Source organism: Micromonospora sp. NPDC051196 (assembly GCF_040682415.1).
Lineage (GTDB): Bacteria > Actinomycetota > Actinomycetes > Mycobacteriales > Micromonosporaceae > Micromonospora.
On sequence record NZ_JBFBAY010000015.1, the window covers coordinates 121,200 to 136,745 of the forward strand.

The 15,546-nt window shown below is 71.8% G+C and carries 10 protein-coding genes; 6 read left to right on the top strand and 4 right to left on the bottom strand.

Annotation, left to right across the window (positions count from 1 at the left end; genetic code table 11):
* Window positions 1-13: 13 nt before the first annotated feature.
* Together AB0M35_RS24420 and AB0M35_RS24425 are read right to left on the bottom strand one after the other, a co-directional pair.
* The gene (locus AB0M35_RS24420; RefSeq protein ID WP_363748112.1) at window positions 14-784 is read right to left on the bottom strand and encodes a 2,3-dihydro-2,3-dihydroxybenzoate dehydrogenase; all 771 of its coding nucleotides are present in this window, start codon (window positions 782-784) and stop codon (window positions 14-16) included.
* 47 nt (window positions 785-831) lie between these two features.
* Window positions 832-2,058, bottom strand: coding sequence for a 3-deoxy-7-phosphoheptulonate synthase (locus AB0M35_RS24425; protein WP_363748114.1), 1,227 nt, complete (start codon window positions 2,056-2,058; stop codon window positions 832-834).
* Between the two features lie 284 nt (window positions 2,059-2,342).
* On the opposite strand from AB0M35_RS24425, the gene AB0M35_RS24430 reads away from it, so the two are divergent.
* From AB0M35_RS24430 to AB0M35_RS24450, 5 genes are read left to right on the top strand one after another with little or no spacing between them, the layout of a single operon-like run.
* The gene (locus AB0M35_RS24430; RefSeq protein ID WP_363748116.1) at window positions 2,343-3,482 is read left to right on the top strand and encodes an acyl-CoA dehydrogenase family protein; all 1,140 of its coding nucleotides are present in this window, start codon (window positions 2,343-2,345) and stop codon (window positions 3,480-3,482) included.
* Entirely contained in the window at window positions 3,479-4,948 is a 1,470-nt protein-coding gene (locus AB0M35_RS24435) for an amino acid adenylation domain-containing protein (RefSeq protein ID WP_363748118.1), read from the top strand. The genes AB0M35_RS24430 and AB0M35_RS24435 overlap by 4 nt, the downstream gene beginning before the upstream one ends.
* Window positions 4,945-5,208, top strand: a complete 264-nt coding sequence (locus AB0M35_RS24440) for a phosphopantetheine-binding protein (protein ID WP_363748120.1) — start codon at window positions 4,945-4,947, stop codon at window positions 5,206-5,208. The genes AB0M35_RS24435 and AB0M35_RS24440 overlap by 4 nt, the downstream gene beginning before the upstream one ends.
* Window positions 5,209-5,252: 44 nt before the next feature.
* Window positions 5,253-5,771 carry a DUF1579 family protein gene (locus AB0M35_RS24445; protein WP_363748122.1) on the top strand — a complete coding sequence of 173 codons (519 nt, stop codon included), beginning with the start codon at window positions 5,253-5,255 and terminating at the stop codon, window positions 5,769-5,771.
* A gap of 2 nt (window positions 5,772-5,773) precedes the next feature.
* Complete coding sequence (locus tag AB0M35_RS24450) at window positions 5,774-10,144, top strand: type I polyketide synthase (RefSeq protein ID WP_363748124.1); 4,371 nt, start codon at window positions 5,774-5,776, stop codon at window positions 10,142-10,144.
* Window positions 10,145-10,242: 98 nt separating this feature from the next.
* Here the strand turns inward: AB0M35_RS24450 and AB0M35_RS24455 are convergent, their stop codons facing one another.
* Window positions 10,243-12,471 carry an MMPL family transporter gene (locus AB0M35_RS24455; RefSeq protein ID WP_363748126.1) on the bottom strand — a complete coding sequence of 743 codons (2,229 nt, stop codon included), beginning with the start codon at window positions 12,469-12,471 and terminating at the stop codon, window positions 10,243-10,245.
* 123 nt (window positions 12,472-12,594) lie between these two features.
* On the opposite strand from AB0M35_RS24455, the gene AB0M35_RS24460 reads away from it, so the two are divergent.
* On the top strand, window positions 12,595-13,257 hold the full coding sequence (locus tag AB0M35_RS24460; RefSeq protein ID WP_363748128.1) for a TetR family transcriptional regulator: 663 nt from the start codon (window positions 12,595-12,597) through the stop codon (window positions 13,255-13,257).
* 15 nt (window positions 13,258-13,272) lie between these two features.
* Here the strand turns inward: AB0M35_RS24460 and AB0M35_RS24465 are convergent.
* The coding region (locus tag AB0M35_RS24465) for an SDR family NAD(P)-dependent oxidoreductase (RefSeq protein WP_363748130.1) at window positions 13,273-15,546 on the bottom strand (2,274 nt) is incomplete at its 5' end.

Here is a 15,546-nt window from a genome sequence, read left to right on the forward strand (position 1 = left end):
ACGGCAGGGACCTTCAGACGCCGAGGGTGGCGCCGCCGTCGACGGTCATGGCGTGCATGGTGATGTGGCTGGCCTGCTCGGACAGCAGGAACAGGACCGCCTCGGCGACGTCCTCCGGCCGGGCCAGCTTGCCGAGCGGGATGCCCACCCGGTACGCGTCGAGCGAGCCCTGCAGGGTGGCCTGCGGACCGCCGCCGTTCTGCCACAGCGCCCCGAGCATCGGCGTGTCCGTCGAGCCGGGCGCCACGATGTTGCAGCGGATCCCGTAGCGGGCGACCTCAAGGCCCAGGCACCGGGTGAACGCGGCAGCGGCCGCCTTCGACGCGGCGTACGCGGCCATGTCCATCCGGGCCGTGCCCGCCGCGTTGGAGGCCACCGTCACGATCGCGCCGCGGCTGCGCGTCACCATCCGGTTCACCACCGCCCGTGACATCAGGAAGACGCCGGTCGCGTTGACCGCGAAAGTGGTGGTCCACTGCTGGTCGGTGAGTTGGCGAGCCTGACCGAGATGCAGCACCCCGGCGGCGTTGACCAGCAGGTCCACCGGTCCGAGCCGGCGCTCGACGGCGGTGACGACGCGTTCCACCGCCGCCGCGTCGGACACGTCGGCAGGGAACGCCCGAGCCTGGTGCCCGTCGGCGACCAGCTTGGTGACGACCTCCCGGAGCCTGACCTCGTTGCGGTCCACTGCGGCCACCACGGCGCCCCGTTGGGCGAGGGCGCGGGCCACGGCCTCGCCGATCCCGCTCGCAGCGCCGGTGACCAGGGCGACTTGGTTGTGCATCGAGGACCTCCGTGTCGTGGAAGCGTGCTGTCGTGACGGTGCGGGGGTCAGCCGCGCCAGGCGCTGACCACCGTGACCGCCTGCTCGGGGTTGAGCCGCGGGTCGCACAGGGTCGTGTACTTCTCGCCGACTCGGTCGGCATGGCTCTCGTCGAGCACGCACTCGGTCACCTGGTCCGGCGTCACCTCGAGGTGCAGGCCGGCGGCCACCCCACCGACTCCGCGGACGGCGCACTGGAAGTCGCGGACCTCGCTGGTGACCGCGTCGAGGTAGCGGGTCTTGTAGTTCTCGATGGTCCGCCGGGTGTTGCCGTGCATCGGGTCGGTCAGCCAGAGCACCGGGTGGCCCGCGGACCGGACCGCCCGTACCAGCGGCGGCAGGTGCTCGCTCACCGCCGCCGCGCCCATCCTGGCGATCAGCGTGAGTCGGCCCGGTTCTCGGCCGGGGTCGAGCCGCGCGCACAGCGCCACCAGCTCGCGCGCCGAGGTGGTGGCGCTGACCTTGCAGGCCACCGGGTTGGCGACCGCGGCCAGCATCGCGACGTGCATGCCGGCCGGGTCACCGGTACGCGCGCCGATCCACGGCCAGTGCGTCGATGCCAGGAACAGCCGGCCCTGGGCGTCACGGCGCAGCTGCGGTGCCTCGTAGTCGATGACCAACGCCTCATGGCTTGTCCACACCGGAGGGTCGAGGCGCCACCGGGCGTCGTCGTCGCTCCAGCCGAGATGGGTCATCGCCTCCTGCGCCGCGTCGTAGCAGAGCAGCATGCGGTCGGGGTCCGGGCGACGGGCCGCCGGGTCGGGCTCCGGGCCGTTCACCAGATGGCCGCGGAAGACCGGCAGATCCTGCCCGTTGACCGTCTCGGTCGTGTGCGAGCGGGGCTTGGCGAACTGGCCGGCCAGGCGACCGGCACGGATCACCGGGCGGTGGCCGATCATTTTCAGCGTGCCGGCCAGCACGTCGATCAGGCCGGCCTTGCGTTGTACGTACCCGGCGGTGCACTCGGCGAGATCCTCGGCGCAGTCGCCGGCCTGCACCACGTATGCGGAGCCGGCCGCCGCGACAGCGAGTTGGGCGCGCAGCAGGGCGACATCTGCGGGGCGGACCAGCGGCGGTCTGGCCGCCAGTTGCGTCCGCACCCGTTGCAGCGCAACGGGATCCTCCCACTCGGGCTGCTGCCGTGCTCGTCGGGAGCGCAGGAACGAATGGGCGGAGGGCTCGGCCTGACCGGACCGGGCGCCCTCGTCGACAACGGTTGTATGCGGCCTCGCCACTGGGATTCTCCCTGTCTTTGGCCTTGGCGGTCCGCACCGGAACAAACTCCGGTGCCGGACACGGGACAAGGGAACGGCCATCGACGAACCAGCGACCCATGGCCGAGACGTACGCACGATCCGGAACCGCCGCACGTCGATGATGGGGCGCGGGTCGGACCGTGGAACACCCCTAACACCCACTACACCGATAGGGGCGCAGGCTAGGGGCCGCCTAGGGGCTGACTGCCGTTACGGGCCGTGCCTATCGTTCGGCGACACTCCTGGCGGACAAGGCGGAACCCATGGACTTCGAGCTGTCAGCCGGACAGCGCAAGCTGTACGACGACATCCGTGACCAGGTCGCCGACCGGTTCGGCACGTCGGCGGCAAAGGCCGGGCCGGAGGCGGCGCGAGCCGCCTTCACCACCGCGGCGGGCACCGGGGTTGCCGCGCTCTGCCTGCCGCCCGAGGTCGGCGGCGGCGGGCTGGGGGCGCTGGACACGGCGCTGGGCCTGGAGGCGTTCGGCCGCGCCTGCCCCGACACGGGCCTCACCTTCGCGGTCGCGGCACACCTGCTGGCCTGCGCGGTGCCGATCCGGGACTTCGCCGCGGCACCGGCCCGCGACCGCCTGCTGCGCGGGCTCGCCACCGGCGCCCTGGTCGCGGCCAACGCGATGACCGAGGACGGGGCCGGCTCGGACATCGGCGCGATCGCGGCGACCGCACGCCAGGACGGTGACGACTACGTCATCGACGGCGAGAAGTCCTGGGCCAGCAACGCACCGATCGCCGACGTCATGGTCACCTATGCGGTGACGAACCCGAGGGCCGGCTTCCTCGGCGTCTCGGCGTTCGCGGTGCCGCGCAAGCTGCCCGGTGTCGTCGTCGGCGAGCCGTTGGACAAGCTGGGCCTGACCGGGTGTCTGGCCGGGCGGGTACGGTTCGATGGCGCACGGGTGCCCCGGGAGTATCTGCTCGGCACCGAGGGCCAGGGTGCGGCCATCTTCCAGCACTCCATGGCGTGGGAACGGGCCTGCCTGTTCGCCATCTACGTCGGACTGATGGACCGCCAGCTGGAGATGTGTGTCGCGCACGCCGGGCAGCGCCGCCAGTTCGGCCGGCGGATCGGCGAGTTCCAGGCCGTCTCGCACCGGATAGCCGGCATGAAACAACGCCTGGAGAGCGCGCGACTGCTGCTCTACCGGGCCTGCTGGCTGCTCGACCGGGGCGGCGACCACGTCGAAGCGGCGGCACTGTCAAAGGTCGCGGTCAGCGAGGCGGCCGTCGCGAACAGCCTCGACGCGTTCCAGATATTCGGCAGCGCCGGCTACCTGAACGGCGGCGGCATCGCCGAGCAACTGCGCGACTGCCTGCCCAGCACGCTGTTCTCGGGCACCACCGAGATCCAACGGGAACTCCTCGTGAGGGGCGTCGGCCTGTGAACCTCCACCGCCTGGTCATCGACTCCGCCACCAAGTTTCCCGTCGAGACCGCCGTGGTGGCCGGTGACGGCGAGCTCACGTACGCCGAACTCGACCGCCGGGCCGACGCCGTCGCACACACCTTGCGCGGCCTCGGGGTGGTCCACGGCGACCGGGTGATCGTGTGGGGCGAGAAGAGCATCGCCGTCATCGCCGCGATGCAGGGGGTGCTGCGGCTCGGTGCCGCGTACGTGCCCGCGGACGGCAATTCCCCGGTGGCGCGTGTCGCCGGGCTGGCCGTGGACTGCTCGGCCCGGCTGGTGCTGACCACCGTCGACCGGCTCGCGGCGCTCACCGAGGCCGGTGTTCCGTGCCACGACCTGTCCGAGGTGCAGGACGCCCCGCACGGCCCGGTCAACGAGTCGGTGCAACCTGACGACCTCGCCTACATCCTCTACACCTCGGGCTCGACCGGCGCCCCGAAGGGGGTGTGCATCAGCCACCGCAACGCCACCGCGTTCGTGGAGTGGGCGGTCGACGTACTCGACCCGTCGCCGGCCGACCGGTTCTCCAACCACGCGCCGCTGACCTTCGACCTGTCGGTGCTCGATCTGTACGCGGCGTTCGCCACCGGCGCCTCGGTGCATCTCGTGCCGGCCGAGCTGTCGTACGCCCCGGATCAGCTCGTCGCATTCCTGCGCGCCCACGAGATCACCGTCTGGTACTCGGTGCCGTCCGCCCTGACGCTGATGATCCGGCAGGGCGGGCTGCTCGACCAGCCGGCGCCGGAGCATCTGCGGGCGGTCCTCTTCGCCGGTGAGCCCTTCCCGATCGCTCAGGTACGCGCGTTGGCCGGCTGGACCGACGCCCGCCTGATGAACCTCTACGGCCCCACCGAGACGAACGTCTGCACCTGGCACGAGGTGGGTCCCGCCGACCTGGACCGGGATCGCCCGGTGCCGATCGGGGTGGCCAGCTGTGGCGACCGGGTCTGGGCTGAGCGCGCCGACGGCACGCCGGGTGGACCGGGCGACGAGGGCGAGCTGCTGGTGGACGGGCCGACCGTGATGCTCGGCTACTGGGGGCGGCCGGCGCAGCAGGGCCCGTACCGGACCGGTGACGTGGTCCGGGTGCTGCCCGACGGCGTCTTGGACTACGTCGGCCGCCGCGACCACATGGTCAAGGTTCGCGGGCATCGCATCGAGCTGGGCGAGGTGGAGGCGACGCTGACCGCGCATGTCGACGTGGCCGAGGCGGCGGTGCTGGTCACCGGGCGGGGCGCGGACTCGCGGCTCATCGCCTGCGTGGTCGGCCGCGACGGTCGCGAGCCGGGCCCGTTGCAGCTGCGCCGCCACTGCGCCGAACGGCTCCCCCGCTACATGCTCGCCGACGAGATCATCGCCGTCGCCGAGCTGCCCCGTACGCCCAACGGCAAGGTCGACCGCACGGCCCTCGCCGCCCGCATCGACGACAGGGAAGACAGATGACCGATGACGACGTCGCCGGCCGTATCACCGCCTTCATCAAGGAGCGGTTCCTCGACGGCGATCCCCGTGGCGAGCTCGACGAGCGCACCCCGCTGCTCGAATGGGGCGTGCTCAATTCGCTGAACACCGTGGTCCTGCTCACCTTCGTCCGCGACGAGCTGGGCGTGACCGTCCCGCCTGCGCGGATCAACGCCCAGGACCTGAAGAACGTGCAGAGCATCGCCGGGATGGTCCGGGGCCTGGCCTCGGCGCGGTCCTGACGCACGCACCCACAAACCGCCCCTTCAAGAAAGGCCGAGGCCAGATGGAAGACAGCCAGAAGATGCTCGACTACCTGGACAACTACCGGCCGACCGGCCGACCCGTCGCGGAGCGCAAAGAGCCCGCGAAGGAGCTGCAACAGCTTGACTTCCTGCTCGGCAAGATGGTCAGCCACTTCAACACCGGCGTGAAGTTCGAGGCCGAGACCAAGCCGATCATGGGCGGCCACTACTACGTGATGGATCTCCACGCCACGCACCAGGACGGCACGCCCAAACTGGACGGCATCTGGATCATCGGGTGGAGCGAGGTGGACAACCACTTCGAGTCCTACTACGTCGACTCGCTGGGCACGATGGGCACCTCCACGTCACCCGGGTGGGAGGACGGGCACCTCGCGTTCGTCGGCTCGCACGTCGTCGGCGAGGTGGGCGTCCGGACGATGACCAAGGACTTTTACACCCCGATCGACGACGACCACTTCCGGCTCGACGCGTACGTCGAGGTGGACGGCGAGTGGAAGCTGTACGACGTCCAGCAGTGCGAGCGCACCCGGCTCTGACGATGGCGGACGAGGAGAAACTGCAGCAGTACCTGAGGAAGGCAACGGCGGAGCTGCAACAGTCTCGTCGTCAGCTGGCCGCCGCGCAGGCAGCGCGGCACGAGCCGATCGCCATCGTGGGCATCGGCTGCCGCTTCCCCGGCGGGGTGCGTTCCCCTGAAGATCTCTGGCGGTTGGTGGATTCCGGCGAGGACGCGATCTCCGGCCTACCGACCAACCGTGGCTGGAACCTCGCCGGTCAGGCACCCGACCTGACCGGCGGGTTCCTGCACGACGCCGACCTGTTCGACCCGGAGTTCTTCGGCATCGGTGCGACCGAGGCGCTGGCGATGGACCCGCAACAGCGGCTGCTGCTGGAAACCTCGTGGGAGGCGTTCGAGCGGGCCGGGATCGATCCGCTGACCGCCCGCAACTCGGCCACCGCCGTCTACGCCGGTATCCAGTTCGGCGGATATCCGTTGCTGCTGCGCGAGCCGCCGGGCGACGACCTGAAGGACTACCTCGGGGTGGGCAACTCGGTAGGCGCGGCATCCGGGCGGGTGTCGTACCTGATGGGGCTGCTCGGCGGCGCGCTCACCGTCGACACGCAGTGCACCTCCTCGCTGGTCGCGATCCACCTGGCGGCCAAGGCGCTGCGCGCCGGCGAATGCTCGCTCGCGCTGGCCGGCGGCGCCGTGGTGATGTCGATGCCGGGCACGCTGCAGGAGTTCCGCCGCCGCGGCAGCCTGGCCCCCGACGGGCGCTCCAAGTCGTTCGCCGGCGCCGCCGACGGCGTCAGTCTCGGCGAGGGCGCCGGAATGCTGCTGCTCGAACGGCTCTGCGACGCGCAGCGGCACGGGCGGCCGATCCTGGCCGTCATCCGCGGTACGGCGATCAACCAGGACGGCGCCACCAACGGCATGGCCTCACCCAGCGGCCGGGCCCAGGAGCGGGTGATCCGCGCGGCGCTGGCCGACGCGCGGCTCAACGGCGACGACGTCGACGTGGTCGAGGGGCACGGCGTGGGCGCCACCCTCGGCGACGGTGTCGAGGCGAACGCGATCATCGCGACCTACGGGCGCGACCGCGCACCGGACCGGCCGCCGCTGCTGCTCGGCTCGGTGAAGTCGAACATCGGGCACACCCAGACGGTCGGCGCGGTGGCCGGCATCGCAAAACTGATCATGGCGCTGCGACACGAACGGCTGCCCCGCACCCTGCACGTGGACCGGCCGACGCCGCACGCCGACTGGAACCGCGGCACCGTACGCCTGGCCACCTCGCCGTCGCCGTGGGTGCGCGGCGACCGGGTACGGCGGGCCGGCCTGTCCTGCCTGACGATCAGCGGCACCAACGCGCACCTGATCCTCGAGGAGCCGCCGGCCCTCCCGGACGGCGACGAGCGCAGCGTGCTGGACCGGCCGGTGCCCTTCGTGTTGTCGGCGAAGTCGCCCACGGCACTGCGTGCACAGGCCCGCCGCTTGCTGGAGAGCGTGAGCATCTCGTCCGAACCAGCCGACGTGGCGTACGCGTTGCTCCGCACACGGTCGACGTTCCGGCACCGGGCGGTGGTCGTCGGCCGGTCCCGCGACGATCTGGTGGCCGGGCTGCGTGCCCTGGCCGACGATCAAGCAGCGGCCGATCTCGTGCAGGGGGTCGCCGACCCTGCCGGGCGGACGGCCCTGGTGTTCCCCGGCGACGGCCCGGTCCCGGCCGGTGCCGCCCGCGAGCTGTACGCCGCCTTTCCCGCCTACCGCGCCGCCGCCGACGAGGTGCTCGCGGCGCTGCCCGCTCCGGTACGCGACGCGCTGCTCACGCCGACGGCCTCCGCTGGGGACGAGGCAGTCGAACGGCTGGTGCTGTTCGTGTCGGCGATCGCCCACCACCGGCTGTTGGCCGCGTTCGGTGTGCGGCCGGACCACATGATCGGGTACGGCGTCGGGGAGGCCGCCGCCGGGTACGTCGCCGGCGACCTCACGCTGGACGACGCGTGCGCGCTGGCCGCCTCGAACGGACCCACATCGCTCGACGCCACCCGCCTGCGCCAGGCCGGCGCGGAGGGGGTCACCCGGTTCGTCGACCTGGGCGGCGACCCCACGGCGCCGGAGCGCATCCGGCGTTGTCTGGCGGCCTTCGGCGAGCCCGGCCGGGCGGTGCTCACCACCACGCTGGTGTCGCCGGCCGGTGCGGCGGTACGCACGCTGCTGCGGACGCTCGCCGAGCTGCACACCGACGGCGTCGACGTCGACTGGACGCCCGCCCTCGACGGGCACGAGCCACGGCATGTCGACCTACCCACGTACCCATTCCAGTCCCGCCGCTTCTGGCTCTCCCCGCCGGACTCGTCCGGACCACCGGTCGCACCCCCGCACCCGCTGTTGGGCGCCCCGCTGCGGCTGGCGGCCTCGGACGGCCGGTACTTCGGCGCGACGGTGCCGTCGACGCTGGCTCAACAGCGGATCCACGGGGCTCCGGTGCTGTCGGCCGGTGCACTGCTGTCGTGGGCGCTGGCCGGCGGCACGTCCCTGCACGATGTCGCGTTCCCCGATCCGGTGACCGTGCGTACCCCGATCACCCTTCAGACCCGGTGGGAATCCGGGCCCGGCGGGCTTCGCATCGACGGCTTCGTCGACGGCGACAACGGCTGGCGGGCCTGCCTGACGGTGGCCCACGCGCAACCTGCGGCCGCCCCGGACAGCGGCCACGCCGATCCCGTGCCCGAGGTCACCGAGGATGCCGCGACCGCGCTGCACGACGCCATGTGGCGCGACGGCACACCGTACGAACCGGCCGCACGGACGCTGACCCAGCTGCACGTCGACGGGGCTACCGCGGCCGGTGTGGTCACGAGCGACGGGCCGGAAGCGGCGCGCCTCGACGGTGCTCTCCAGGTGGCCTGGGCGTTCGGCGCGGGCCCACGGGTGGTGCGCTCGCTGGCGCGCGTCACCCTGCACGCGCCCCTGCCCTCGACCTTCCTGGTACGCGCTCGGCAACGCCCCGACGACGCGATCGACCTGACGCTGCTCGCCGGATCCGGCGAGCTGCTGGCGTCCGTCGAGGGACTGCGCATGGCCCCCGCCGACGCGGACCTCGCGGCGGCCCGGCCGCTGACCTGCACTCTCGGCTGGCAGGCCCTGCCCGCCGTGGCCGCCACCCCGGCGGTGGGCGCCTCCACCGGCCGCTGGCTCGTGGTCAGCAGCGAGCCGGAGCAGGCCACCCGATGGCAGGACGACCTACGCTCCGTCGGGCTGGCCGGCGACGACGGGGACCTTTCGGACGTCACCGGGCTGGTGTTCCACGACCCAGGCGATTCCGCGCTGATCGAGCGCACCGTGCCCCTCATGGCCCGGCTCCTCAAGTCGGCCCCGCAGGCGACGGTGGTCATCTGCTCCACGGGTGCCACCGCACCCGGGCCGGACCTGCCACGCCCGGCACAGACGGCACTCACGGCGCTGACCAAGACCGCGATCTGGGAGTACCCGGACGCCACCTGTGTGCAGGTGGACCTCGACCCGGCCGGCCCGCCGCCGGCCCTGGATCTGCTGCTCGGGCGGGTCGCCCAGCTCGGTGGATCGGGTCATCTCGCGGTGCGGTCCGGCCGCTGGCACCGGGCCGAGTTGCGCACCACCGAGCCGCCCGCCGGCGACGGCGTCAAACTGGCTCCGGATGCGACCTACCTGGTCGTCGGCGGTCCGGCCGAGCAGGCGGCGTACGCGGCCTCGTGGTTGGTGGCGCGGGGCGCCGAGTCGGTGCTGGTCGCGCACCCGTCGGGCAGCACGCTGCCGAATGGTTCGCCGGGTGTCGAGGTCCGTGTGGCCGACCTCCTCGATACCGGCGTGGTACACCGGCTGCTGGCCGAGCGGGCCGAGCTGGGCCGACCGGTCCGCGGCGTGATCCACCTCGCCGCGCCGCTGCCGCACCGGCTGCTGGCCGACGCGTCGGCGGAGGACCTCGCCCTGGCCGTCGACCGGGCGGTCCGCCCGGCGGTGCTGCTGTCGCAGCAGGCCACCGAGCTGGACTTCTTCGTGTCGGCCGGTGATGTGCTCTCGGTGCCCGGCTTTGCGGGTACGTTCGTCCGCACCGCCGCCGACGCGTACCTGGAGGCACTCGGCGTACGGAGCGTGGCCTGGGGACCGTGGTCCCCGGCAGGCCCTGAACTCACGGCGCGCGGTATCTATCCGGTCTCGCCCGACGTGGCCCTGGAGACTGCGCTGTCCGGCTCGTCGACGAGCGTCGCGCGAATCGACTGGACGCGCTTTCTGGCCACGGCGAACCGGTCGGTCCCCTACACGCCACTGGGCGCGGCCGCAGGCAGCGACGGCGACGAGGAGATCCCGGGCTTCGGCCAGAACCGGATGAACCAGTTCCGCAACCGCGCTGCCAGGCCCAGCTGACCCGGGCACAAAAACACCCGGCCACGTCCCCGCCGAAGCGGGGACGTGGCCGGGTGCCGCTGCGGGTCGAGTCGGGACCTCTCGACCCGCTCGGTGGCCTAACGGGGGGCAGGCTCACCGATCGGAGCAGTGTCTCCGGGGCCGGAGGTGTCCAGCTCGTGCTGTAGCCGCTCGCCCTCGATGTCCACGCTGGGCAGGGCCCGGTCGAGCCACTTCGGCAGCCACCAGGCGGCCTTGCCGAGCAGCGCCATCACCGCCGGCACGATGGTCATCCGCACCACCAGAGCGTCGAACGCCACCGCCGCGGCGAGGGCGAATCCGAACGACTTGGTCAGCGCCGCATCGGCCAGGATGAAGCCGCTGAACACACTGACCATGATGATCGCGGCTGCGGTCACCACCCGTGCGCTGTGCCCGAAGCCCTTGACCACGGCATCCTTGGGCTCGGCGCCGTGCGCGAACTCCTCACGCATCCGGCTGACGAGGAACACCTCGTAGTCCATCGCGAGGCCGAACACCAGACCGATCACGATGACCGGCAGCAGATTGACGATGATGCCGGTGGCGTCGATGCCGAGTTGGTCGTTGAGCCAGCCCCACTGCAGCACCGCGACGAGCGCGCCGAAGGTGGCGGCCAGGCTCAGCAGGAAGCCCAGCGTCGCCTTCAACGGCACCAGAATCGACCGGAACACCACCATGAGCAGGAGGAACGCCAGTCCGACCACGATCGCCAGGTACGGCACGATGGTCTCGGCGATCCGCTTGGAGATGTCGATGTTGATGGCCGTCTGACCGGTCACCGACACCTGCGCGTTGATCTCCGGCCGCAACTTCGCCGCCTCGTCGCGGATCGCGTCCACCAGATCTTCGGTCTCGGCGGTGGTCGGCCCGCTGGCCGGGATCACCTGCATCAGAGCGGTGTTGCCGCCGTTCTGGTTGACCATCGCAGGGCTGACCGCCACGACGTCGGGCAGGGCCGCGATGGCCTGGTTCACCCGGTCGGCCGCCTGCTGGGCGTTGCCACCACCGCTGCCGGTGTCGACGACGACCATCAGCGGCCCGTTGAAGCCCGGCCCGAACCCCTCGGTCAGCAGGTCGTACGCCTTGCGCTGGCTGGTCGTCTCGGGTGCCGTGCCGTCGTCGGGCAGACCGAGCCGGATGTCCAGCACCGGAATGGCGAGCGCACCGAGCCCGATCACCGAGATGGCGAGGAAGAGCACCGGGAACCGGGTGACGACCCGGGCCCACCGCTGACCCATCGTGGGCTTGGTGGCCACCGGCTCGCCCGCCGCCGCGGACGCCATCTCGGCACGCACCTTGCGGCTGAGGATGCGCTGCCCGACGAAGCCGAGCAGCGCCGGCAGCAGGGTGAGCGCGATCAGCACCGAGACCGCCACGGTGAAGGCTGCCGCCAAGCCGATCTGGGTGAGGATCGGGATGTTGACGACGGCCAGCCCGGCCAGCGCGATGATCACGGTCAGGCCGGCGAAGACGACCGCCGACCCGGCGGTGCCCACGGCACGCCCGGCCGCGACCTCGGGGGGATGGCCGTTGCGCAGTTCGTCGCGATAGCGGAAGCCGATGAACAGGGCGTAGTCGATCGACACCGCCAGGCCCAGCATCAGCGCCAGCGCGGGGGTGTCGGAGTTGAGTTCGGTGAACCGGCTGGTGATCGTGACAGCCAACAGGCTGACCCCGACGCCGACGATGGCGGTAAGCAGCGGGAGGCCACCGGCGAGCAGCGAGCCGAACGTGATGACCAGCACGATCGCGGCGACCATCACCCCGATCAGCTCGCCGGCGCCCTGCTCCGGCGGTGCCTGCGCGGCGTCGCCGCCGACCTCCACGGTCAGCCCGGCGGCCTTGCCGGGCTCAAGCGCATCGACCAGGGCCTCGCGGTCACTGTCGGTCAGATCATTGCGGGGTACGCGATAACCCACCTGCGCCAGTGCGACGCGACCGTCGGGCGACACCGCCTCGACCTGGAACGGATCGGCCACCTCGGAGACCTGAGGCGCACGGCTGAGGCGCGCCACCACCGCCTCGATGGCGGCCTTGTTGTCGGGCTGGGTGAGCTGCTCACCGGCCGGGGCGGCGAAGACGACCCGGGCCACCGCGCCGTCGGCCCCGGCCTCGGGGAACCGCTCGGTCAGCAGGTCGATCGCCCGCTGCGACTCGGTGCCCGGGATCGAGAAGGCCTCGGTCGTGGGCTTGGACAGGGTGGCCGCACCGACGCCGGTCACCACGAGCAGTGCCAGCCAGATCAAGAGCACGAGGCGGCGCCGGCGGAGCGACCAGCGCCCCAACCGGTACAGGTACAGCGCCATGGCATCTCACTCTCGTTTGATAGTTAGCTCTCATATAGCATCGTAGTGGCGGCATGACAGGATGGGAAGCCTGACCAGCAACGGCACGGTGTAGATTCCCCGAATGCACCTCAGGAGGTACCGGTGACGAACCTGGCCGAGCACAATCACGAGCAGTCAGGGGCACCCACCGGCCGCCGCAGCACCGGCCTCCGGGAGCGGAAGAAGGCGAAGACCCGCGCGGCCATCCAGGAGCACGCGTTGCGCCTGTTCGCCGCGCAGGGATACGAAGCCACGACGATCGAGCAGATCGCCGACGCGGCAGAGGTCTCGCCGAGCACGGTCTTCCGCTACTTCGCATCGAAAGAGGACCTGGTCGTCTCCGACGAGTACGATCCGCTGTTCCCGCAGGCCTTCCGTGCGCAGGACCCGAGCCTGAGCCCGATCGAGGCGCTACGGCAGGCCATCCGGGCCACCCTCAGCGACCTCACGCCCGACCAGCTCAGCGCCCAGCGTCACCGCGACTTCCTGATCGTGACGGTGCCCGAGCTGTGGGCGGCCAGCCTCGGCAACGTCACCCGCACCATCGGCACGATGGCCCAGTTGCTCGCCGAACGCGCCGGCCGCTCCCCCGACGACCCCGCCGTACGGGCGCTGAGCGCGGCCGTCTTCGGCGTGATGTTCGACGTGATGCTGCGCTGGGCCAAGGAACCCGAGCTCGACACCGTCGGCGAGCTCGATCGCCTGTTGTCGATGCTGGACGGCGGCGAGCTGGCCGCGGCGTTGGCCACCAAACCGTCGGAGTGATCCGACGCCCTCCGGTCAGGGCGCGCCGAGCTCCCGGTCCAGCAGTTCGAAGATCTCATCGTCGCTGACCTCGTCGAGGTCCAGCAGCTCGGGGCCTTGCGAGGTCTCGTCCCACCGGCCGAGCAGGCCACGCAGCCGTACGGTCACCTCGCGGCGGATCTCCTCGTCGCCCACCGCCGCCAGGGCGGTCTCCAGCCGGCGCAGTTCCTCAAGCGGATCCGTCGGCTCCGGCGCGGTCCCCGTCCGCAGTTGGTCCAGCAGGTGCAGGACCAACTCTCCGGGCGTCGGCTGGTCGAAGACCAGCGTGCTGGGCAGGTCGAGGCCGGTGACCGCGTTCAGCCGGTTCTTCAGCTCGACGCCGGCCAGCGAGTCGACTCCGAGGTCACGGAACGGCAGATCGGGGTCCACGCTCTGCGCCGACTGGTAGCCGAGCACGGCGGATAGGGTGGCCCCCACCTCGTCGGCCACGGCAGCCTGCCATCGCGCCTCCGGCAGGCCGGCGAGCCGCTTGCGCAGTGCCGGTTCCTCGTCCGGCGCGGCTTCGGGTTCACCGGGTGCGAGCGCGCTCAGCAGCGGACGGGTCCGGGCCGCGTTGAACGCCTCGGCGAGTCGAGCCCGATCGATGGCGGCCACGGTGATCGTGGTGTCGTCGTACTCGATGGCCTGCTGCAGCGCGGTGACGGCCCGTTCGGGCGACATCAGCCGCATCCCGCTGCGGTCCAGCCAGTCGGCGAAGGCCGGGTCGTCGGCCATGCCCGCACCCTCCCACGCCCCCCACGCCACCGACGTCGCGGTGCGGCCACGCGCCCGCCGGTGCGCGGCCAGGGCGTCCAGGTACGCGTTCGCGGCGGCGTAGCCGCCCTGCCCAGCACTGCCCCACACCGCAGCGGTCGACGAGAACAGCACGAACGCGTCGAGTTCCGCGCCGGCGAGCAGGTGCAGGTGCGACGCGCCCAGAACCTTCGAGCGGTACGCCTCGGCCAGATCAGCCGGGGTAAGGTCCGCCACCGGGCGGTCGACGGTGGCCACGCCGGCGGCGTGTACGACGGTACGTAGTGGCTGATCCACGGGGATGTCGGCGATCACCTCGCTCAGCGCCGCACGGTCGGCCACGTCGCAGGCCCGGATGGTGACCCGCGCGCCCAGTGCCTCCAGTTCGGCGGTCAACTCGGCCGCGCCCGGGGCGTAGGGGCCGCGGCGACTGAGCAGCAGCAGGTGGTCGATACCGGAGCGGGCCAACCAACGGGCCACATGACCGCCGAGCGCGCCGGTGCCGCCGGTGATCAGGGCCGTGCCGCGTGGGGTGAACGTGCGCACCGGCGTCCGGCTGGCCAGCGGGGCCGGGACCAGCCGGCGAACCCACACGCCATCGCCGCGGATCGCCAACTCGTCCTCGTCACCGGCGTTGGCGACGGCGGCCACCAGCCGGGCGGCGGTGTCGTGGTCGAACTCGGCGGGCAGATCGACCACGCGTGCCCCGGTCTGTGCGTCCTCCAGCCCGGCGACGCGGCTCAGTCCCCAGATCTGCGCCTGCGCCGGATGTGTCACGGTGTCGTCCTCATGGGCGGCCACCGCGCCGCGGGTGACCGACCAGCGCGTACCGCCGACCCGGGCGTCCCCCAGCGCCTGCAGGAGCAGCAGGGTCGCTTCAATGCCATCGTTCTCGGCGAGACTCAACAGGTTGAGCACGGTGGTGGGCGTGCCGTCCCCGACCGCGCGAGCGACGGCGTCGGCCATCTCGGCGCGGTCAGCCCGTTCAACGTCCACCTCGACCACACGCACGTCACCCCGGATGGCCTGCACGATCTGGGCCGCCGAGCCGTCCGCCGGGGCCACGACGAGCCAGCTTCCGAGGGGTGCCACGTCCGCTTGGCCGGCGTGTGACACCCACGTGCTGCGGTAGCGCCAGTCGTCCACGGCGACGCGATCCTTCCGGCCGCGCCGCCACGAGGCAATCGCCGGTAGCACCGTAGCCAGGGCAGCGTGCTCGTCGTCGTCCAGACCGAGCGTGCGGGCCACATCGGCCGAGTCGCCGCGCTCGGCAGCTGACCAGAAGCGGATCTCCTCGGCGGACCCTGCGGCAACGGCGGGTTCTCGGGTGAGCCAGTACCGCTGCCGGTCGAACGCGTAAGTAGGTAAATCCACGACCGGCCCGGCCGGCACCACCGCACCGACATCAACAGGCAGACCCGCGACCCAGGCCTCACCGAAACACGTCAACGCCGACCGCACCTCATCCCGGTCACGACGCAACACCGAAACAAACCGACCCGACGAACCCTCCGGCAA